Source organism: Kitasatospora sp. NPDC004615, from assembly GCF_042873545.1.
Classification (GTDB): Bacteria; Actinomycetota; Actinomycetes; order Streptomycetales; family Streptomycetaceae; genus Kitasatospora.
This window is the reverse complement of the sequence record NZ_JBIALQ010000006.1, coordinates 163,916-183,620: the sequence shown is the minus strand read 5'-3', so window position 1 is coordinate 183,620 and position 19,705 is coordinate 163,916. Positions and strand designations below refer to the sequence as shown.

Annotated in this window: 16 protein-coding genes and 2 tRNA genes; 7 read left to right on the top strand and 11 right to left on the bottom strand. The window is 72.9% G+C overall.

Annotated elements, in window-relative coordinates:
• The first annotated feature begins 82 nt into the window (after nucleotides 1-82).
• On the top strand, nucleotides 83-841 hold the full coding sequence (locus ACFYS8_RS21955) for a trypsin-like serine peptidase (RefSeq protein WP_387643186.1): 759 nt from the start codon (nucleotides 83-85) through the stop codon (nucleotides 839-841).
• Nucleotides 842-965: 124 nt separating this feature from the next.
• On the opposite strand, the gene ACFYS8_RS21950 is transcribed toward ACFYS8_RS21955, so the two are convergent.
• Together ACFYS8_RS21950 and ACFYS8_RS21945 are read right to left on the bottom strand one after the other, a co-directional pair.
• Nucleotides 966-1,038, bottom strand: a tRNA-Asn gene (locus tag ACFYS8_RS21950).
• Nucleotides 1,039-1,043: 5 nt separating this feature from the next.
• Nucleotides 1,044-1,116, bottom strand: a tRNA-Asn gene (locus ACFYS8_RS21945).
• 299 nt (nucleotides 1,117-1,415) lie between these two features.
• On the opposite strand from ACFYS8_RS21945, the gene ACFYS8_RS21940 reads away from it, so the two are divergent.
• From ACFYS8_RS21940 to ACFYS8_RS21930, 3 genes are all read left to right on the top strand, one after another.
• Nucleotides 1,416-1,709 (top strand): hypothetical protein, encoded by a 294-nt coding sequence (locus ACFYS8_RS21940; protein WP_387643185.1) that lies wholly within the window; start codon nucleotides 1,416-1,418, stop codon nucleotides 1,707-1,709.
• Nucleotides 1,710-1,850: 141 nt separating this feature from the next.
• Nucleotides 1,851-3,290 carry an FGGY family carbohydrate kinase gene (locus ACFYS8_RS21935; protein ID WP_387643184.1) on the top strand — a complete coding sequence of 480 codons (1,440 nt, stop codon included), beginning with the start codon at nucleotides 1,851-1,853 and terminating at the stop codon, nucleotides 3,288-3,290.
• 99 nt (nucleotides 3,291-3,389) lie between these two features.
• Nucleotides 3,390-4,799: a glutamate decarboxylase gene (locus ACFYS8_RS21930; protein WP_387643183.1), complete on the top strand. Its 1,410-nt coding sequence runs from the start codon at nucleotides 3,390-3,392 to the stop codon at nucleotides 4,797-4,799.
• Between the two features lie 19 nt (nucleotides 4,800-4,818).
• Here ACFYS8_RS21930 and ACFYS8_RS21925 read toward each other — a convergent pair whose 3' ends face one another.
• The 3 genes from ACFYS8_RS21925 to ACFYS8_RS21915 all read right to left on the bottom strand — a co-directional run bounded on the left by ACFYS8_RS21925 (nucleotide 4,819) and on the right by ACFYS8_RS21915 (nucleotide 9,406).
• A complete protein-coding gene (locus tag ACFYS8_RS21925; RefSeq protein WP_387643182.1) occupies nucleotides 4,819-5,976 on the bottom strand; it encodes a sigma-70 family RNA polymerase sigma factor in 1,158 nt (385 codons plus the stop codon).
• Between the two features lie 178 nt (nucleotides 5,977-6,154).
• Nucleotides 6,155-8,065 carry a DNA primase gene (gene dnaG / locus ACFYS8_RS21920; protein WP_387643181.1) on the bottom strand — a complete coding sequence of 637 codons (1,911 nt, stop codon included), beginning with the start codon at nucleotides 8,063-8,065 and terminating at the stop codon, nucleotides 6,155-6,157.
• A gap of 66 nt (nucleotides 8,066-8,131) precedes the next feature.
• Nucleotides 8,132-9,406, bottom strand: a complete 1,275-nt coding sequence (locus ACFYS8_RS21915; protein WP_387643180.1) for a deoxyguanosinetriphosphate triphosphohydrolase — start codon at nucleotides 9,404-9,406, stop codon at nucleotides 8,132-8,134.
• A gap of 137 nt (nucleotides 9,407-9,543) precedes the next feature.
• Between ACFYS8_RS21915 and ACFYS8_RS21910 the strand changes: the two genes are divergently transcribed.
• Nucleotides 9,544-10,167 (top strand): helix-turn-helix domain-containing protein, encoded by a 624-nt coding sequence (locus ACFYS8_RS21910; RefSeq protein ID WP_387643179.1) that lies wholly within the window; start codon nucleotides 9,544-9,546, stop codon nucleotides 10,165-10,167.
• Nucleotides 10,164-11,648 carry an MFS transporter gene (locus ACFYS8_RS21905; RefSeq protein ID WP_387643178.1) on the top strand — a complete coding sequence of 495 codons (1,485 nt, stop codon included), beginning with the start codon at nucleotides 10,164-10,166 and terminating at the stop codon, nucleotides 11,646-11,648. Before ACFYS8_RS21910 ends, ACFYS8_RS21905 begins: the two co-directional genes overlap by 4 nt.
• Nucleotides 11,649-11,699: 51 nt before the next feature.
• Here ACFYS8_RS21905 and ACFYS8_RS21900 read toward each other — a convergent pair whose 3' ends face one another.
• The 3 genes from ACFYS8_RS21900 to ACFYS8_RS21890 form a co-directional block, all read right to left on the bottom strand.
• Entirely contained in the window at nucleotides 11,700-14,372 is a 2,673-nt protein-coding gene (locus tag ACFYS8_RS21900) for a hypothetical protein (RefSeq protein ID WP_387643177.1), read from the bottom strand.
• Between the two features lie 232 nt (nucleotides 14,373-14,604).
• Nucleotides 14,605-15,546 (bottom strand): SGNH/GDSL hydrolase family protein, encoded by a 942-nt coding sequence (locus tag ACFYS8_RS21895; RefSeq protein WP_387643176.1) that lies wholly within the window; start codon nucleotides 15,544-15,546, stop codon nucleotides 14,605-14,607.
• Entirely contained in the window at nucleotides 15,547-16,488 is a 942-nt protein-coding gene (locus tag ACFYS8_RS21890; RefSeq protein ID WP_387643175.1) for a PAC2 family protein, read from the bottom strand.
• Between the two features lie 651 nt (nucleotides 16,489-17,139).
• On the opposite strand from ACFYS8_RS21890, the gene ACFYS8_RS21885 reads away from it, so the two are divergent.
• The gene (locus tag ACFYS8_RS21885) at nucleotides 17,140-17,895 is read left to right on the top strand and encodes a GNAT family N-acetyltransferase (RefSeq protein ID WP_387643174.1); all 756 of its coding nucleotides are present in this window, start codon (nucleotides 17,140-17,142) and stop codon (nucleotides 17,893-17,895) included.
• 222 nt (nucleotides 17,896-18,117) lie between these two features.
• Here ACFYS8_RS21885 and ACFYS8_RS21880 read toward each other — a convergent pair whose 3' ends face one another.
• Genes ACFYS8_RS21880 through ACFYS8_RS21870 form a run of 3 tightly spaced genes read right to left on the bottom strand, consistent with a single transcriptional unit; the run spans nucleotide 18,118 to nucleotide 19,590 of the window.
• The gene (locus ACFYS8_RS21880) at nucleotides 18,118-18,450 is read right to left on the bottom strand and encodes a transcriptional regulator (protein ID WP_387643173.1); all 333 of its coding nucleotides are present in this window, start codon (nucleotides 18,448-18,450) and stop codon (nucleotides 18,118-18,120) included.
• Nucleotides 18,447-19,016 (bottom strand): hypothetical protein, encoded by a 570-nt coding sequence (locus ACFYS8_RS21875; protein ID WP_387643172.1) that lies wholly within the window; start codon nucleotides 19,014-19,016, stop codon nucleotides 18,447-18,449. The genes ACFYS8_RS21880 and ACFYS8_RS21875 overlap by 4 nt, the downstream gene beginning before the upstream one ends.
• Nucleotides 19,017-19,074: 58 nt before the next feature.
• The gene (locus ACFYS8_RS21870) at nucleotides 19,075-19,590 is read right to left on the bottom strand and encodes a ribonuclease (RefSeq protein ID WP_387643171.1); all 516 of its coding nucleotides are present in this window, start codon (nucleotides 19,588-19,590) and stop codon (nucleotides 19,075-19,077) included.
• Nucleotides 19,591-19,705 lie beyond the last annotated feature (115 nt).

Genomic DNA, 19,705 nt, shown 5'->3' with positions numbered 1-19,705 from the left:
CTGCCGTGCGGGCCCTGGTAGATCTTGCTGCATCCTCCGCCCGGCACCCCCGGGCGGGCCCGTCGAGCGGAAGCGAGTGACGGTGCCGCGCACCTCTCCCCGAATCGGCAGCGGCCCGGCCGCCGCGGCCTGCGCGCTGCTGCTCCTGCTGGGGGCGGCCGCGACCGGTTGCGATTCCGCCGAGCCGACCAACAGCGGCCCCACCGCCCGGCCCGCCCCCGCGGGTCCGCTGGGCAACCGGATCGGGCCGCTGTTCGTGGACGACACCGACGGCATGCGGGCCTGCACGGCCGCCGTGGTGCACAGCCGGGGCCACAATCTGCTGATCACCGCCGCCCACTGCGCGGCCCCGCGCGGCGTCCCGCTGGACGGTCTGGTGTTCGCCCCCGGCTACCGCGACCAGCGCGCCCCGTACGGAAGTTGGCCGGTCAACGCGGTGCTGGTGGATCCGCGCTGGGGGCCGGACGAGAACGAGGGGTACGACGTGGCGTTCCTCACTGTCGGCACGGTGCGCGGCCGGCAGATCGAGGACGCGATGGGCGCCTTCACGCTCGCCACCGGGCTCGGCTTCGGGCTGGACGTCACCGTCACCGGCTATCCCAACAACGCCGTGTCCCCGATCACCTGCGAGGGTCTCACCACCTCGCGCAGCAATACCCAGCAGCGCTTCGACTGCGCCGGATTCACCGACGGCACCAGCGGCAGCCCCTGGGTGACCGAGCAGGGTCAGGTGGTCGGCGTAATAGGGGGTTACCAGCAGGGCGGGAACAGCCCGGAGGTCTCCTACAGCGTCGCTTTCGGCGACCGCCTCGCCGACCTCTACCGGCAGGCCGGCGGCTGAGCACCCCGCCGTAAGCCTCCGGGGCGCGGGCCCCGGGGGTACCGGGCGTGCGGAAAACACGAAGGCCCCTCGGCTTCACCGAAGGGCCTTCGCTCTGTACCGATCACCGTAATTTCCGGTGAAGCTCCCCCAATTGGACTCGAACCAATAACCTGCCGATTAACAGTCGGCTGCTCTGCCAATTGAGCTATGGGGGACCGCGCTCCTCCAATTGGACTCGAACCAATAACCTGCCGATTAACAGTCGGCTGCTCTGCCAATTGAGCTATGGAGGATAGTGCTTCGCTTCGACCACCCCGGTCTCCGGATCTCTCCGGGCCCACGGTGCTCGCTGCGGGACATACATTAGCGCACTCAGGGGGGTGTTCCGCCAATCGCTTTCGGCAGCGGCCTCCCCCACCTCGGCCGCGGGCCGGTCCGGCGTGCCCCGCGCGCGCCGTACGGTGCGGACGGGGATGCTGGTGCACGGTGGCTCCGGCTGGCCCGGACCCGCCACCGGCAGGGCGGTTCACGGCCCGGCCGGACGGGTAGACGCGGCAGACAATCGCGCGGCGACGAAGGGTGGAACCAGGGCATGTGGAAGGTGTCGTTGATCGTGGGCATCGGGATCGGGTACGTCCTCGGTACCCGGGCCGGGCGGGAACGGTACGACCAGCTGGCCGGTGCGGCCCGACAGCTGCGGGAGAACCCGCGGGTGCAGGACGCGGCCGGCAAGGCCAAGCAGCAGGCGGGCGCGGTGGCCGGGAAGGCCGCGGGGGCGGTGGCCGACAAGGTCGGCGAGAAGCTGCCGAACTCGCTGACCGAGCGCGTCCCGTACTTCGCGAAGCACCAGGGCGAGGACGACGGCTGGGGCACCGTCCGCCCGTGATCGCACCGAACGTCCCCGGTCCGCACGGACCGCCTCCGACCAGGCACGGAGGGTCGGAGGCGGGGCTGGTTCCGGTACCGACTGGGCAACACTTGCGGCAGTCGGGCCCGCCCCGGCCGCCGACTGCGGCATGATCTCGGCATGGCCATCGTCGCGGGCATCGACAGCTCCACCACTCGCACCCGGATCGTCGCGTGCGACGCCGACACCGGCGCCGTGCTGCGGCAGGGCCGGGCCCCCCATCCGCTGCCCGAGGGCGACGACGCCCGCTCCACCGAGGTCGACCCGCAGAGCTGGCTGCACTCGCTCGGCGACGCCGCCGCCGGGGGCCTGCTGGAGGGCGTCCGGGCGATCGGGGTGTCCGCCCAGCAGCACGGGCTGATCGGCCTGGACGCCGGCGGCGTCCTGGTGCGGCCCGCGCTGCTGTGGAACGACCCCCGCTCGGCGGGCTCGGCGGCCGCGCTGCTGGACGCGCTCGGCGGTGCGCAGCCCTGGGTGGAGGCGATCGGCGCGGTGCCGGGCCCCACGTACACCATCGCCAAGCTGCGCTGGCTGGCCGAGTTCGAGCCGGTGTCGGCGCAGCGGATCGCCGAGGTGCTGCTGCCGCACGACTGGCTGGTCTCCCAACTGTTGGGCGGCGCCCGGCGGCGCACCACGGACCGCGGCGACGCCTCCGGCACCGGCTACTGGTCGCCGATCACCGGCGAGTACCGGCAGGACCTGATCAAGCTGGCGTTCGGCCACGAGCTGAAGGTCCCGGACGTGCTCGGCCCGGCCGAGCCCGCCGGGCACACCCCCGAGGGGCTGCTGATCTCGGCCGGCACCGGCGAGAACATGGCGGCCTCGCTGGGCCTGGGGCTGGTCCCGGGCGACGCGGTGGTGTCGCTGGGCGGCAACGGCACGATCTTCGCGGTGCACGAGCGGGCGGTGGTCGACCCGTCCGGCCTGGTGTCCTCGTTCGCGGACGCCACCGGCCGACACCTGCCGATGGTGGCGACGCTGAACGCCGCCCAGGTGCTGCGCTCCACCGCCGCGATGCTCGGCACCGACCTGGAGGGCCTGTCGGAGCTGGCCCTGCAGTCCTCGCCGGGCGCGTACGGGATGGTCTTCCTGCCCTACCTGGACGGCGAGCGCACCCCGAAGCTGCCGCAGGCGGCGGGCACCCTGACCGGGCTGCGGGCCGAGTCGATGGCGCCGCAGCACGTGGCGCGGGCCGCCGTCGAGGGCATGCTGTGCAACCTGGCGGAGGCGCTGGACGTGCTGCGCGGGCACGGCGTCGCGGTCAACCGGGTGTTCCTGCTGGGGACGGCGGGCCGGCTGCCCGCCGTCCAGCAGATAGCCCCCCTGGTGTTCGGGCTGCCCGTGGTGGTGCCGCCGCGCGGCGACCACGCGGCGCGCGGCGCGGCCCGCCAGGCCGCCTGGGCGCTCGCCGGGACGGCCGAGCCCCCGCACTGGGAACTGCCGGACGTCACCCTGCTCAACCCGGACCAGGAGCACGACCTGGCGGTCGGCAACGCGGTGCGCCAGCAGTACGCGGCGGTGCGCGAGCAGTTCCACCCGGAGACCGCCGCGACCTCCTGACGGGCCGTCCGCACCTTTCCGGCGAAACGACGCTGAAGATGCGTCATGCGGCCCGGGGTGGCAACGTTGGGGGCTCCACGACTGGAGGGACGGTTCGTCATGGCGTTGCACAAGGGGCAGACGCACGGGGACAACCGCCGGCTGCCGTTCAGCCCGATGCACGTACTGACCGACCCGCTGGGCGCGATGCAGGTGGCCCCGCCGCTGCACCAGCTGCCCAAGATGGCGATCCCGCCCTCGGTCGCGTACGAGCTGATCCACAACGAGCTGATGCTGGACGGCAACGCCAAGCTCAACCTGGCGACCTTCGTCACCACGCAGATGGACGAGCACGCGGACCGGCTGATGAGCGAGTGCCGCGACAAGAACATGATCGACAAGGACGAGTACCCGCAGACCGCGGAACTCGAGCGGCGCTGCGTGGCGATCCTCGCCGACCTGTGGCACGCGCCCGATCCCGGGGCGGCGGTGGGCTGTTCCACCACCGGCTCCAGCGAGGCCTGCATGCTCGCCGGGATGGCGCTCAAGCGGCGCTGGATGCGGCGCAACGCCGACCGGTACGCGGCCGGGGCGCGGCCCAACCTGGTGATGGGCATCAACGTGCAGGTCTGCTGGGAGAAGTTCTGCAACTTCTGGGAGGTCGAGGCGCGGCTGGTCCCGATGGAGGGCGACCGCTTCCACCTGACCGCCGATCAGGCCGTCGCGCACTGCGACGAGAACACCATCGGCGTGGTCGGCATCCTCGGCTCCACCTTCGACGGCTCGTACGAACCGATCGCCGAGATCTGCGCCGCGCTGGACGGCCTCCAGCAACGCTCCGGGCTCGACATTCCGGTGCACGTGGACGCCGCGTCCGGCGGCATGGTCGCGCCGTTCCTCGACCCGGACCTGAAGTGGGACTTCCGGCTGCCCCGGGTGGCCTCGATCAACACCTCGGGCCACAAGTACGGGCTGGTGTACCCCGGGGTCGGCTGGGCGCTGTGGCGGGACGAGGAGGCGTTGCCCGAGGAGCTGGTGTTCAAGGTCAACTACCTGGGCGGCGACATGCCGACCTTCGCGCTGAACTTCTCCCGGCCGGGCTCGGAGGTGGTCGCCCAGTACTACACGTTCCTGCGGCTCGGGCGGGCCGGGTTCCACGCGGTGCAGCAGGCCTGCCGGGACGTCGCCGAGTACCTGGCCGGGCAGATCGAGAAGCTCGGCCCGTTCCGGCTGATCACCCGGGGCGACCAGCTGCCGGTGTTCGCCTTCACCACGGCCGAGGGTGCCTCCTTCGACGTGTTCGACGTGTCCCGGCGGCTGCGCGAACGCGGCTGGCAGGTACCCGCGTACACCTTCCCGGAGGGGCGGACCGACCTGGCGGTGCTGCGCGTGGTGTGCCGCAACGGGTTCACCCGGGACTTGGCGGACCTGCTGCTCGGCGACCTGCGGCGGCTGCTGCCCGAGCTCGAGCGCCAGCCCGCGCCGCTCAGCGAGCTGGGCATGCCGCAGCGCAGCGGGTTCCACCACTGACGGGCCGCCGGGGGTGCGGTCAGTCCAGGTAGCCGCGGAGCTGGTCGGCGGAGGCGTGTTCGCGGAGCTTGCGGAGGGTCTTCGCCTCGATCTGCCGGATCCGTTCCCTGGTCACGCCGAACAGCTGGCCGATCTCCTCCAGGGTGCGGGGGCGGCCGTCGTCGAGGCCGTAGCGGAGCTGGACCACCTGGCGTTCGCGTTCGCCGAGGATGGCCAGCACCGCCTCCAGGTGCTCGCGCAGCAGCAGGAACGCGGCGCTCTCCGGCGGGGAGGCGGCGTCGGCGTCCTCGATCAGGTCGCCGAGGGCCACGTCGTCCTCCTCGCCGACCGGGGTGTGCAGCGAGACCGGTTCCTGGGCCAGTTTGAGGATCTCCCGGACCCGCTCCGGCGGCAGTTGGAGCACCAGTCCGACCTCGGCGGCGGTCGGTTCCACGCCGCGCTCCTGCAGCAGGGAGCGCTGCACCCGCAGCACCCGGTTGATCAGCTCGACCACGTGCACCGGCACCCGGATGGTGCGGGCCTGGTCGGCCAGGGCGCGGCTCATCGCCTGGCGTATCCACCAGGTCGCGTAGGTGGAGAACTTGTAGCCGCGCGCGTAGTCGAACTTCTCGACCGCCCGGATCAGCCCGAGGTTGCCCTCCTGGACCAGGTCGAGCAGGGTCAGGCCGCGGCCGACGTAGCGTTTGGCGACCGAGACCACCAGCCGCAGGTTGGCCTCGATCAGGCGGCGCTTGGCGATCCGGCCGAGCACGACCAGCCGGTCGAGGTCGTCGGTGAGCCGCTCGTCCCCGTCCGGGGCGCGGTCGAGCGCCTCCTCGGCGAACAGGCCCGCCTCGATCTGGCAGGCCAGCTCGACCTCCTCGGCGGCGGTCAGCAGCCGGATCCGGCCGATCTCGCGCAGGTACTGCCGCAGCAGGTCGGCGGCCGGGCCGGCGCCCTCGTCCAGGGCGGCTTCCGGGGGCTCGTCCGCGAGGTCCTCGGCGGTGGGCTCGGTCTCGGGCTCCTGGGCCCCCTCGGATCCGGGGACCGTCCCGGCTTCGGCTTCGGGGTCCGTCGGGCCGGACTGCGCCTCGCCGGTGGGGAGTTGCGGGCCGGCCGGGCCGGGCTGGCGTGGGATCGCGGCGTCCCGGGCGGGGGCGGTCCGGTGCGGGCGGGCGACTGAGAGCTCCACGGGCATCCCTCCAGGGGCCGCGCGCGGCCTGGGGGTGCCGCGCCACACCGGAGGGGATACCCAGCCCGGCGGGCCCGGGCACCTGTGGGAGGCCGCGATCCGGACAAACGGCACCCGGCGCACGCCCGGGTGCCGCCGGGCGGGCGGGGGCGGTCGAGGGAGCGGCGGGGCGGGCGGGCGCCGGTCAGAGGGCGGCGACGCCGCGCGAGCGCAGCTGCTGGCCGTACTGCTGCAGGGCCCACAACTCGCTCTGCACCGGGTGCAGTTCCTCGGCGGTGGCCCGGTCGCCCAGCCGACGCAGGTGGGCCCGCACCTCGTCGACCCGCCGGTCCACGGCCTGCAGGCGGAGCTTGACCAGGAACTCCCCCGCGTACACCTCGTCGGCCTTGCGGCGGGAGCGGATCGGCTCCACGGTCAGTTCGGTGACCAGGCCGCGCACCTGGTCGTCCGGGCTGGCCTCGCGGACGGCGGCGGTGAAGTCCGGCAGGCTCGCGCCGTACGCGGTGCCGCCGACCTGGCCGATGGCGCGGCGGACGGCTTGGTACGGCGGGGTGGGGAACTCGTCCTCGCCGTACTGGTCGAAGGCCGGGCTGACCAGATCGGGGTGCTGGAGCGCGAGCTTGAGCAGCTCGCGCTCGACGAACTGCGCCGGGTCGCGCGGGTTGAGCCGGAACGCCGGGCGCTCCGGACGGGCCGGCTGCTGCCCTGCGGGGTCGGGTCGGTGCAGCGGCCGGCGCTGGCCGTTCTGCTGGTTCTCCCGCTGCCAGCGCGCGAGTTGGGAGATCCGGCGGACCACGAACTGCTCGTCCAGGATGCCGACCATGCCGGCCAGCTGGACCGCGTACTCGTGCTGGATCGAGCGGTCCTTGATCTTGACGATGATGCCGGCGGCCTCTTCGAGCGCGGCGGCGCGGCCCTCTGCGGTGTCCACCCGGTGCCGGGCGACCGCCGAGCGGAGCGCGAACTCGAACAGCGGGACGGGGTTCTCGACCAGGGTGCGGACCGCATCGTCGCCCTGGGCGAGGCGCAGATCGCACGGGTCCATGCCGCCCGGGGTGATGGCGATGGAGGTACGGGCGGCGAACTTCTGGTCGTCCTCGAAGGCCCGCAGGGCGGCCTTCTGCCCGGCGGCGTCACCGTCGAAGGTGAAGACCGTCTCACCGCGGTAGGTGGAGGTGTCCATCAGCAGCCGACGGATGATCTTGATGTGGTCTTCGCCGAACGCGGTGCCGCAGGTGGCCACCGCCGTGGTGACGCCCGCCAGGTGACAGGCCATCACGTCGGTGTAGCCCTCGACCACCACTGCCCGGCCGGACTTGGCGATCTCCTTGCGGGCCAGGTCGATGCCGTACAGGACGTTCGACTTCTTGTAGATCGGCGTCTCGGGGGTGTTCAGGTACTTCGGGCCGTTGTCGTCCTCGCGCAGCCGTCGCGCACCGAAACCGACCACGTCGCCCGAGCTGTCCCGGATCGGCCAGACCAGGCGGCCCCGGAAGCGGTCGATCAGGCCGCCGCGCTGGCCCTGCGAGGCCAGACCCCCGACCGAGATCTCCTTGTCGGTGAAGCCGCGGCCGCGCAGGAAACGCACCAGGTGCTCCCAGCCGACCGGGGCGTAACCCACCCCGAAGTGCTTGGCAGCGGCCTCGTCGAAGCCGCGCTCGGCGAGGAAACGACGGCCGATCTCCGCCTCGGGAGTGGCCAGCTGCTCCTGGAACCAGGCGGCGGCGACCTTGTGCGCCTCGATCAGCCTGGTCCGCTCGCCCTGCTGGTGCCGGGGGCTGTAGCCGCCCTCCTCGTAGCGCAGGGTGACGCCCGCCTGGGCGGCCATCCGCTCGACCGCCTCCGCGAACGAGCAGTGCTCGATCTTCATCAGGAAGGTGATCGTGTCGCCGGACTCACCGCAGCCGAAGCAGTGGAAGACGCCCTTGCCCGGGTGCACGTAGAACGACGCGGACTTCTCGTCGTGGAACGGGCACACGCCCTTCAGCTGGGCGCCGCCACCATTGGCCAACTGCACGTAGTCGCCGACCACGGCGTCGATCGGCAGGGCGGCACGCACCGCCTGCACATCCTCGTCCCTGATCCTCCCGGCCACTGGGAAAGTCTACGGGAGCGGCGTTCGTTCCAGCGGTCGCACGAAGCGGTCGCACCGGCTCCGGGCTCAGCCGGTCAGCTTGGCGTGCAGGGCCAGGGCGGAGGCGTCGGTCAGGGTGGCGATCTGGTCGATCACGGTGCGCAGCGCGGCGCGGTCGTCCTCGGCCTCCGCGTACTGGGCGGCGAACACCGGGTCCAGCCCGTCCGGGGCGGTGCGCAGCAGGGCGTCGGCGAGTTCGGCGATCACCACGCGCTGGCGGGAGCGCAGCTGGGCCTGCTCGTCGCGCTGCATCACGTACCGGACGGCGACGGCCTTGAGCACCGCGCACTCCAGCCGGACGTCGCGCGGGACGACCAGCTCGGCGGCGTACCGGGTGAGCCGGCCCGGGCCGTAGCGGGCCCGGGTGGCCTGCTCGGCGGCCAGGCAGAACCGGCCGATCAGCTGGCTGGTGAGGTCCTTGAGGCCGGCCCGGGCACGGGCGGTGCCGTCGTAGGAAGTGGGCCACCACTCCTCGGACTGCAGGCGGTCGAGGGCCGTGCCGAACTCCTCCGGCCCGGTCTCGGCGGCGAACCGCTCGGCGATCTTGAACAGCTCGGCCCGCTCCTGCGGGGCACGCAGCGCCTCCGGGTCGATGTGGCCGGCCTGGAAGCCGTCCTCCACATCGTGGGTGGAGTACGCGACGTCGTCGGACCAGTCCATCACGGTGGCCTCGAAGCACCGGCGGCCGTCCGGCGCGCCGGTGCGCATCCAGCGGAAGACCGGAAGGTCGTCGCCGTACACGCCGTACTTGGTGGAGGCGGGGTCGGTGGGGTGGCCGCCGCGTGCCCACGGGTACTTGGTGGCGGCGTCCAGCGCGGCCCGGGTCAGGTTGAGGCCGACGCTGCGGCCGGGCCACGGGGAGAGCCGGACCTCGGGCTCGTCGAGCGGGGCGAAGCGTTTGGGTTCCAGCCTGGTCAGGATGCGCAGCGACTGGGCATTGCCCTCGAAGCCTCCGCAGGCCGCGGCGGCCTGGTCGAGCGCCTCCTCGCCGGTGTGGCCGAACGGCGGGTGGCCGATGTCGTGGGCCAGGCAGGCGGTCTCCACCAGATCCGGATCGCAGCCGAGCGCCGCGCCCAGCTCCCGGCCGACCTGCGCGCACTCCAGCGAGTGGGTGAGCCGGGTGCGCGGGAAATCACTGCGCATCGGCGCGACCACCTGGGTCGTCCCCGCCAGGCGGCGCAGCGCAGCCGAGTGCAGCACCCGGGCGCGGTCACGCTGGAAGGCGGTGCGGCCGGGCCGCTTGTCGGGCTCGGGCACCCAGCGGGCTTCGGACTGCGGGTCGTACGGAGTGGTGGTCTTCATATGTCAGTCACGGTACGCCGGATGACGGACATTCGGACCTGCGCCGCGCGAACACCCGGCGCCGCCGCGGCAAATTGCAGAGACTTCTCTGCAAAGAGATCTATGCAGAGAAGTCTCTGCACTCTAGTGTTGCCGTCATGAACGAGCACCGCCCCGAAGAACACCCCGTCACCCCCGCACCGAAGGGCGAGCCCCCGCGACGCCGACTCGACGCCAACAGCCTGCGCGGGCTGGCCCATCCGCTGCGGATGCAACTGCTGGACGAGCTCCGCCTGCACGGACCCTCGACCTCCGCGCGGCTCGCCGAGCGCACCGGCGAGTCCACCGGCACCATCAGCTGGCACCTGCGGCACCTCGCCGAGCACGGGTTCATCGAGGAGGAGGCCGGCCGCGGCACCAAGCGGGAACGCTGGTGGCGCGCCGTTCGCGGTGCGATCACGCTGGCCGCCGCCGACTTCGAGCAGGACCCCGGCGCCAAGGCGGCGGTCTCCGTCTACCAGGCGGAGAACCTGCGCCGTCAGTACCAGCGGGTCGCGGACTCGCTGGCCGCCGAGTGGGGGGACGACTGGCGCAACACGGGCCTCGTGAGCGACTGGAGCAACTTGGTCCTGACGCCCGCTCAACTCCGCGCCCTCGGCGACGAACTGGCCGCCGTCGTCGCCCGCCACACCCCCGACCCGGACGCCGCCCCCGACCCCGACGCGCGACCGGCCATCGTCCAGATCCAGGTACTGCCCCGAAAGGAACCCGACCGGCCATGACCTCGACCGCCTCCACCGAGTCCCACCCCGCCGAGCCGGTCGCCGGGCCAGTCGTCGGGCCGGCCGCCGGGCCAGTCGTCGGGCCAGCTGCGAAGGCGGTCACGGAACACGCCGCGAAGCCCGTCGCGGAGCCGGTCGCGGAGCCCGTCACCGCCGGGTCCCGTCGGCCGGGCTACGTGGTCGCCGACCCGACCGCCCGCCGCCGCGCCGGGCTGCTGCGGCGCCACCGCGACTTCCGGCTGCTGTGGGTCGGCGAGACCGCCAACAAGTACGGCTCCGCCGTCACCGGCCTGGCCCTGCCGCTGATCGCGGTCAGCACCCTGCACGCGAGCACCTTCCAGGTCGGCCTGCTCGGCGCGGCGGGCTGGCTGCCCTGGCTGCTGATCGGCCTGCCCGCCGGGGTGTGGGTGGACCGGCTGCGCGCCCGACCGATCATGCTCACCGCGACCGCGATCTCGCTGGTCCTGTACGCCACCGTCCCACTGGCCGCCCTCGCCGGGACCCTCACCCTGTGGCACCTGCTGGCCGTGGCCCTGCTCGCCGGGGCCGCCGGGGTGTTCTTCCAGACCGCGTACACCGCGTACCTGCCACAGCTGCTCGACCCCGCGGACCAGCCCGAAGGCAACGCCAAACTGCACGGCAGCGCCTCCGCCGCAGGCATCGTCGGACTCGGCAGCGGCGGCCTGATCGCCCAGCTCGCCGGACCGGTCAACGGCCTGCTCGCCAACACCGCGACGTTCCTGCTCTCGCTCTGGTGCACCGCCCGGATCGGCCACCGCGAGACCAGCCGCGCCGACCGGCCCCGCCGGGCGCTGCGCAAGGAGATCGGCGAAGGCCTGCGGCTGCTCGGCTCCGACGTCTGGTTCCGCACCTTCACCCTGTTCGGCGCCGCCTCCAACCTGGTGCTGACCGGCTACCAGTCCCTGCTGGTCGTCTTCCTGATCCGCGAGGTCGGGATCGCGGAGGGCACCGTCGGTCTACTGGTCGGCCTGGCCTCCACCGGCGGCATCGCCGGCGCGGCCTTCGCCCGCCGGATCGCCGCCCGGCTCGGCACCTCCCGCGCCATGCTGATGCTCGAACTCTTCCTGCCTGCCCTGACCGTCCTCATCCCGCTCACCGGCCGCGGCCTCGGGCTGGCCTGGTACCTGATCGGCGGCTTCGGCGCCTCCGCCGGCGTGGTCGCCGGTAACGTCATCAAGTCGACCTTCCAGCAGCGCTACTGCCCGCCGGAACTGCTCGGTCGGCTCTCCGCGAGCAGCGCGGTGCTCAACTTCGGCTCCATCCCGCTCGGCGCCGTGCTGGCCGGCTTCCTCGGCACCGAACTGGGCGTGCGCCCCGCGATGTGGCTGATGACCATCGGAGTACCGCTGGCTGCGCTGATCCTCTGGTGTTCCCCGATGCGCCGCGTCCGCGAGCTGCCCACCGAACGCCGGCCGCTGGACACCGCCGGCCAGCCCGCAACTCTCGTCTGCGCAGGCTGACTTCCCCTCACCGCCCCGCAACGACCTGACTGACCGGCCACCTCCGGCCGGTCAGTTCCTGGCCCGACCGGAGGCCGCCGACTGGCGGGGGATACGTGCCCGGCGGGTGGCCGGCGCGGGTACAGGGGGTACGACCGGCACGGCTTCGGGACGGGGGCTGCCGGTCTCCGCCGGAACCTGCACCCGCTGGACGGGCACCACCGTCGCTCCAGGCGTGCCAGGCAGGGCCTGCAGTTTTCGGCCGGTGCGGCGCCGGACGGCTTCCGCTTCGGCCCCGTCTGCCTGCTGACGCAGCAGCACCGCCTCGTCGTGCGCCAACGGCACACCCGCCTCCGCGGCCCGCCGGTACCAGTCCAGGGCGCGCTCGGTCTGTCGTCGATCGGCCAGCATGCGGGCGGCCGCCAGCAGGGCGTCCCGCTCGCCGACCTCGGCGGCCTTCGCGTACCAGTCGAGCGCCTCGTCGATCCGGCCCCGGTCCTCCAGCATCTCGGCCGCTTCCGACACCGCCTGCCGGTCTCCGGAGTCGGCGAACCGCTGCACCCACTCGATGGCCGCGTCCGTACTCACCGAGCCGGACAGCATCCGGGACGCCTCGCGCAGACTGGCCTGACCGGGCCGGTCCGCCGAGCTCAGCAGCAGGTTCGCTTCGAAGTACCGGCCGCCGGCCTTCAGCAGTTCCACCGCATCGAGCAAGAACGCGGCGGTGGCCTCGGCGTCTTCGGCGGGTGCGGCCGGTGCGGCTGCTACGGCCGGTCCGGGGAGCGGATGGGGACGGGAGCGGGGCCGGTCGGAGACCGTGGCCGACCGCCGGTCGAGCTGCTCCACCACGCGGACCGCCTCCGGCAGTACGCGACGCCCGCCGACCCTGGCGGCGGCGCGGTGCCAGGTGACGGACTCCCTCGACCGACCGAGTTCGCCCAGCAGCCGGCCGAGTTCACGCATCGCGTAGGTGTCGCCCCGGTTGGCGGCGAGCGTGTACCAGTGCACCGCCCGGTCGCGGTCGCCGTTCCGTTCCAGCATGTCGGCCGCCTGGAACAGTGCCGCCTCGCCACCGGCCTCGGCCGACCTGCGGTACCAGCTCAGCGCCCCGGCCAGGTCACCGTCCCGTTCGCACTGCTCGCCGCGCTCGCGCAGCGCGTGATGGTCGCCGATGTGCGCGTACCAGGGCAGATTGCCGTACTGGCCGTCTCTGGCGAACAGCGCGGCGGCCTCGTACCAGGCCGTCTCGTCGCCGGTGGCCGCGGCCCGTTCGTACCAGGCGGCGGCCTCGTTGATCCGTCCCACCGTCTCCCACACGTCTGCTGCCTCATGCACCGTGGTGACCCCCTGTTCCCACGCGCGTTCCCACCAGACCATTGCCTGGTCCGTTCTCCCGGCCGCCGCGCAGATCCTGGCGCAGGCGGCGGGCGCCTCGGGATGTCCGTCGGCCGCTGCCCGCTCGAACCGGCCCAGGGCCTCGTCCGTGCGGTCGAGCCCGAGGAGTAGCCGCCCGGCCCGGTAGTGGGCGGCCGGATGGCCGGCTCCGGCGGCGGTGTCGAACCGCTCCAGTGCCGCGTCGATCTCGCCGGTGCGGCCGAGGAGTTCGGCACTCCGGCAGAGTGCTTCGGTGTCCCCGGCCCGGGCGGCCCGTTCGTACCAGCCGACGGCCCGTTCGTGCTGCCCGTCGCGTTCCAGCAGTTCGGCTGCTGTCACCAGTGCCCCCGGCACGCCGACTTCGGCTGCCGCGCCGCACCGGTCGACGGCCTCCGCCGTCCGGCCGGAATCGGCGAGCAGGGCGGCGGCCTCCAGCAGCGCGGTGTGGTGGCCCGCTGCTGCGGCCGAGGCGAGGAGGCCGAGTGCTTCCTGTGCGTGCCCGCGCAGCGCTGCGGCGCGGGCGAGGACGGGCTGGTCGGCGGGGTGGGCATGCCGCGTCAGGCACTCCCAGAGGCCGGGCGGCACGGCGCGGCTCTCCCGTTCCGGCCGCAACTCCCGCACCAGCGCCTCGACCAGGCGTACCTCGGCGTCTTCGTCGCTTTCTCCGGTCAACGCCGGACCGCCCGATATCCGGCCGGCCGTCACCAGCGCGCCGCCCGTCTCCAAGCCATCGACGCGCAGGTACGCCCATGCTTCGGCCGCCCAACCTGCTCCGAGGGCGCCCCGCTCGCACTCCGTCAGGTAGTGCGGGGCGGCGGCCGTCAGCAGGGCGGCAGGCAGGGTGGAACGGTGGCCGAGGCGCAGTGTGTCCAGTGCGGCATCGACCAGCGCCCTGGCGGCGGGCGGCCCCGATCGGTAACGGTGCACCAGCTGAGGGCCGGCCGGTTCGGCTCCGTCGCGGGTGCGACGACGTCCGGTGGGCTGGGCGTCGCCGTCGGTCGGGGTCTCGGCAGCCGACCGGGTGTCCGGTGCCGACTTCCGCCCGGATCGGCCCGGCCTCGTCGCGCCAGTGCCGTGGTGGGCCCGGTCGGCGTCCCTCAGGGCGGCCCAGTAGCGGGCCCGTCGCACCGGGCGGCCGGCGACACGGGCCAACTCCCCTGCCACGATGGCCAGCCGGTCGATCTCGCGGGGCACGGAGCGCCCGGACAGCCACCCGTTGAGGGTGGACAGGCCGATCCCGCCCAGCCGGGCCAGGCTTTTCTGAGTGATCGTCCGGCCTCCGGACCGGCGGGCCGCCTCCCAGAGCAGGAGCAGTTCGCGCAGCACCGCGGAGTGGGCGGCACGTCCCCTCATCCGCACGTCAACTGCCATGCCAGCTCCCCGGCCGGACTCGGGGCGGATCTTCGAATCCGTCCCTCTGCGTGCAGGGTACGCATTCCGGCACCCCGTCGTACCGAGTTCTCCGGGAATCACCTGCGGGATCGGCGATCCTGCCCTCATCCAGGCCCGTGACCTGCTATGGGACCCGCGGACCGCCCCACGACTCGGTGAGTGTGGGCGCGCGCAAGAAACGCGCGCCCGGTCGGACCGCCGGGCGACCGGGTCAGTGCCGCTGCCGCAGAGCCGTCAGGACGGCGTCGGCCATGCCCTGCTGGCCCTGGGCGTTCGGATGGATCGGGGCCAGACCACCCGCCGCACCGAGGGGTTCGATCCAGCGAGTGCCCTCCGCCTCGCACATGTCGTGGCCGGTGGACGAGGCATAGGTGTCGACGAAGGTCACCCCGGCTGTTTCGGCCCGTTGGCGGAGCATGGCATTCAGCTGCTGCTCCTGCTCGATGACGAATCCGATGTCGGCTGCCGCGATGCCGTCCCCCAGGGTCTTGGAGCACCGGGCCGGGTCCTGCGGCAGCAGCGCCGGGTAGCCGATCAGCAGGACCTTGGCCTGCGGCGCCCGCCGCTTGACCTCGCCGAGGGCGGTCGTGAGCCGCTCGCCGGTGTCCTGCACCTTCCGCTGGACCTCACCGCGCCCACCACCGGTGGTGTAGTAACTGCGGCAGGGCGCGTCGCTGCCACCGCCGATCAGGCTGTGCCGGACGTTCTCCAGCGCGCAGCGGCCCAGGACGTCGAGGAATCCGGCGTCGTTCCCGCCCACGCCGAGTGTGACCAGGCGGGTCGCCTGGCCAATGGCGTCCAGCTGGGGCGGGTTGACCCCGTTGTCGGTCTTCTGCGCGGCCGTCAGGTCTCCGGTCCGTGCGCCGCTGCAGCTGACGTCGGTGAAGTCCTGCAGGCCGAGCTGCCGGGCCACCAGGGAGGGGTAGTTGACGCCGGACCTGCCACAGCCCAGCGGTGAGCCGCTCTGCGGCGGGATCCGCAGGCCGGAGGTATAGCTGTCCCCGAGAGCCACGTACGGCCCGGTGATGGGCGTCGCGGAGGGGCTGGGGGACGCTGCCCGGTCGGGGCCGGGCTTCGGGGAAGTCTCGGCGGCACTGCACGCTGCGGTGCTGATCAGCACCGCCGTGGTGGCGGCCAGCAGGCGGCGGCGCACCTACTCCGCGCCGCGCTCGTGCTCGGCGAGGAACTCCTCGAAGCGTCGGCCGAGCTCGTCGGCCGAGGGCAGGTCGGTGGTCTCGGCCAGCAGGCTCTCGCGATCGGCGGCGCCGGAGACCGCGTCGTACTGGCTCTCCATGCCCTGGATCGCGGAGCGCAGCTCGCCGTCGCCCTGGGAGAGTTGGTCCTCGATCTCGGCGTAGACCTCGTTGACCCGCACGCGCAGTTCACTGCCGGGCATGACCAGGCCGGTCGCGGACTGCACTGCCTCCAGGATCACCACTGCGGCAGCCGGGTACGCGGAGCGGGCGATGTAGTGGGGGACGTGCGCGGCGAAGCCCAGCACGTCGTGGCCGGACTCGGCGAGCCGGTACTCGACCAGCGCCTGAGCGCTGCCGGGGACCTGCGCCTGGTCGAACCACTTGGGGTGCCCCGCCGCCAGGTCGACGCGGTTGCCGTGTGGGGTGAGGCTGACCGGCCGGGTGTGCGGCACACCCATCGGGATGCCGTGGAAGGAGACGGCCAGACGGATCTCGAACCGCTCCACCAAATCCCGTACGGCGGCGGCGAACAGCTCCCACTCGGTGTCCGGCTCGGGGCCGGTGAGCACCAGGAACGGCGCGCCAACGGAGTCACGCACCAATTGGAGGAGGATTTCCGGCGGGTCGTAGGCCGTCCAGCTCTCCTGGTCGAAGGTCATCGCGGGACGGCGGGCCCGGTAATCGACCAGCCGGTCGTGGTCGAACCTGGCGACCACCTGCGGGGAACCGTGCTCCAGCAGGTGCGCCACCACCTGGCCTCCGGCCTCGCCGGCGTCCATGAAGCCCTCGAAGTGGTACAGCAGCACCAGGCCGGCACCGGCCTCCGCGGCGGCGCGGGCCGCCGCCAGGGCGGTCACGCCCTGCGGTTCCAGCTCGTACAGCTCCTTGGGATCACGCACAGCGCACCCAACCCCGTTCCGTCTCGTCGTCTCGGAATGTTTTCGGATCTGATCTGTCCAGCGTGCGACGGCTCGCCGGAATTCCCGTCCGCGCGCGAGTCTTCACTCCGTCTCGGGAATCCTCTCACCTCCCGGCAAAGCCGCTGGTGGTGGACGTGGCGAGCGGGCCGAGCGCTAATATGACGGAGCGTCTCGGCGTGCCGAAAGGACCCGCGCGTCCTCGTTGGCGCGCCGCGAAGTGACGCACCGCCTTCTGGCGGGTATCGTCCTCTCGCTGCCTCGCATCGTCGCGTCGTCGCGCCACGCCGTCTGTCACGTCGTGGGCCACGCCCCGGTCCGTTGTGATGCCAGCCATCCATTGCGCACCTTGCCTTCACCTGGCCGCCTGCTTCGCTTCGTGATCTCGTTTCTCCCTCGGCCATCTCGCGGACGCACACTGTCCCGTCGCTCATCCCGCCGGATCGGTCCGTCGACCCGTGTCCGTACCGGCACCGCGCTGCCCGCCTCCGGGCTGCCGACCCGCCGCACGCCCGAGCCTCTGGCGTAGCGCACCCGGGCGGCCGCTTGTCCGGGGCCGGGGCGAACGACCACTGCCCACGCGCCGCGAACCCGGCACGCGGGACCCCGACGAGCCGAAGGACCGAAGGATCCGTGCCCGTACCCGTCACCCTCTACGGCCGCACCGTGCGGCTGGAGCCCCTCGCCGAGCACCACGCCGCGGCCCTTGCCGAGGCCGGCGCCGAGGACCGTACGACCTACGCCTTCACCCCTGTCCCGCACGGACTTGAAGCCGCCCGGGAGTACATCGCGCGTGCCCTCGCCGACCAGGCGGCGGGCCGGTCAATGCCGTACGCCACCGTGAGTACGGCCGACAATCGCGTCGTGGGCTCGACCCGATTCCTGGAACTGGACTACTGGCAGGGGCCGCTGGTCTGGCCGCCCGTGCCCGGGATCCCGTACGGCGATCCGCTGGAAGCCGTGCCGGACGCCGCGGAGATCGGGAACACCTGGCTGTCCCCGCGGGCGCAGGGCACCGGCATCAACACGGAGGCGAAGCTGCTGATGCTGCGGCACGCCTTCGAGGTCTGGGGCGTGCAGCGGATCTCGCTGCGGGCCGACGCCCGCAACGCCCGTTCCCGGATTGCCATCGAGCGGCTGGGTGCCACCTCCGAGGGAGTCCGCCGGGCGCACTCGCGCGGCCTGGACGGCGTAGTCAGGTCGACCGCGTTCTACTCGATCCTGGACGAGGAGTGGCCGGCCGTCCGCGACATCATCGAGCTGCGGATCGCCGCCGCGACCTCGCCCAGCGCACCGGATCCGGCGCCGCTCAACCAGGAGTGCCTTAGACACGGCGGCTCCCTGGTCGGCGAGCCTGTGATCGGCAGTTCGCTGCTCCCGGCCGCCTGAGACGGCCTTCCGGCTCCCGTTCCGGCGGGAGCCGGCCCGTCCGGGGCGGGCGTGCGGCGGGGTCGGCCCCCGAACGCCCTCCCCGGACGGCTTTCTGCCGTCGTGGGGCTGCGACACTCTGTCGAGTTGTCAAGGAGCGTGGGCCTCACGTGCGTTGGCTCCACCTCCGCTCCTGGGTGTGATCCTTCTGATACTGCGCCAGGTCCGACCCGCCCCTCCGACTCAGCCCTCGCTCGAACCGCCCCCGGTGTCGGACTCCGAGCCGGCCGCCTCGGCGGCGGCGGCCAACTGCTGGAGTGCGGCAAGGTGGGCGGCCAGCGCGGCCCGGCCCTGCCGGGTCGCGGAGAGCCAGGTGCGCGGCCGCTTGCCCACGTAGCCCTTGCGGGCCCGCAGGTAGCCGGTCGATTCCAGGCTCGCCGCGGTTTTGCTGAGCACCGAGTCCGAGACCTGGCAGTAGTCGCGGACCACGGAGAACTCCGCCTCCTGGCATCCACTGAGGAAGGCCAGGACGGTGAGCCTGGTCGGTTGATGGAGGGCTGGGTCAAGCCCGTTCACTGCGCGCTGCTCATGCTCTGCTCCTTGACGTGACGGTTGATCAGGGCGATGCCGGCCCACATCGCCAGTCCGCCACCGACACCGGCGGCCGCACTGGCCCAGCCCGGATCTCCGGTGGCCAGCCAGGCGACGAGGCCGGACAGCACGGCCGCCAGGACGACGGCGCCGAACGCCCGCAGGGCGTGCGGCGGGAGCCCGCGTTCGACGAGCCCGGCAACGCCGCGGGCGCGGACGGCTGCCCGCACTATCGCGGCCTGCACCAGCACCAGCCCGAGCGGGCACAGCAGTATCAGCCACTGCGCCTGCTGCCCGAAGGACTTCCCGATCGCCGCCCCGTAGGCAGCGAACGAGAGGCCCACACCTGGCCCGTACCACCAGGGCAGCGGCTGTGGCCGCCGCGCGGCGGCCTCGGCCCGCCCGGCGAGGGCGAGTGCCTCGGCGGGGGTCAGAGTGTCTCCGGGCGGCAACCCTTCGGCCTCTCCGTACGTGAACTGCTTCTCCTCGGCCATCGAACCCCCGGGCAGCGCGACATCGATCCAGCCTTCTGCCGGATCACGTACTGCCACCCTGGCACATACTTTCCGCGATGGAAAGTAATTTACCGGCGTGTCGCCGGCAGTGTTGTCAGCAGCGCGAGTCGATCTCCTGGAAGGAGGCGTAGTGGTCGGCGGTCCAGTACTGCTCACCGGCGTTTCCGGTCACCACCCGCCGGGTTCCGCGGTCGTCCGAGCCCGGGGTGACCACGGTGAACTCGTGGTAGTAGCCGTTGTTCTGGCGCGGCAGGCGGCTCTCCCGGTTCTCGAAGACGATGCCGTCCGAGCGGTACGGGTAGGGGCCGCCCTTGGCGATCAGCCCGAGGGTGTCGAGGGCCTGCGAGGGCAGTTTGCTGCGGCAGACGTCGGCCAGCGCGGTGTTGGTGGGCACCCAGGCGGGCTGGTCGGCGGGCGACTTTGCCGGGGCGGACGGCTTGGGGGCGCTCGTGGTGCCGTTCCGGGCAGCCGTGGCGGCGGGCGCGGAAGGGGACTTGTCGGCGCTCGGGCTGCCGGTGTCGCCCCCGCCGTTCAGCAGGGCGGTCACTGCGGCGATAAGGCCCGCGACGATCAGGACGGCGAGGCTGATCAGGCGATTGCGGCTGGTCATGACGTCTAGCTTGCCGTACCGACTCACCCGGACGGCGCAACCAGCGCGTACCGGGCGAGGGTCGCGCCGACAGCGGTGGGCCGAGGGGCGCCGGAGCACCGCGAGGTCGGACCGG

Excerpts from the sequence above, each read along its gene's own strand:
- ACFYS8_RS21940 (WP_387643185.1), top strand. The coding sequence starts at position 1,416 with ATGTGGAAGGTGTCGTTGATCGTGGGCATCGGGATCGGGTACGTCCTC.
- ACFYS8_RS21935 (WP_387643184.1), top strand. The coding sequence starts at position 1,851 with ATGGCCATCGTCGCGGGCATCGACAGCTCCACCACTCGCACCCGGATC.
- ACFYS8_RS21930 (WP_387643183.1), top strand. The coding sequence starts at position 3,390 with ATGGCGTTGCACAAGGGGCAGACGCACGGGGACAACCGCCGGCTGCCG.
- ACFYS8_RS21925 (WP_387643182.1), bottom strand. The coding sequence starts at position 5,976 with ATGCCCGTGGAGCTCTCAGTCGCCCGCCCGCACCGGACCGCCCCCGCC.
- ACFYS8_RS21915 (WP_387643180.1), bottom strand. The coding sequence starts at position 9,406 with ATGAAGACCACCACTCCGTACGACCCGCAGTCCGAAGCCCGCTGGGTG.
- ACFYS8_RS21910 (WP_387643179.1), top strand. The coding sequence starts at position 9,544 with ATGAACGAGCACCGCCCCGAAGAACACCCCGTCACCCCCGCACCGAAG.
- ACFYS8_RS21905 (WP_387643178.1), top strand. The coding sequence starts at position 10,164 with ATGACCTCGACCGCCTCCACCGAGTCCCACCCCGCCGAGCCGGTCGCC.
- ACFYS8_RS21900 (WP_387643177.1), bottom strand. The coding sequence starts at position 14,372 with ATGGCAGTTGACGTGCGGATGAGGGGACGTGCCGCCCACTCCGCGGTG.
- ACFYS8_RS21870 (WP_387643171.1), bottom strand. The coding sequence starts at position 19,590 with ATGACCAGCCGCAATCGCCTGATCAGCCTCGCCGTCCTGATCGTCGCG.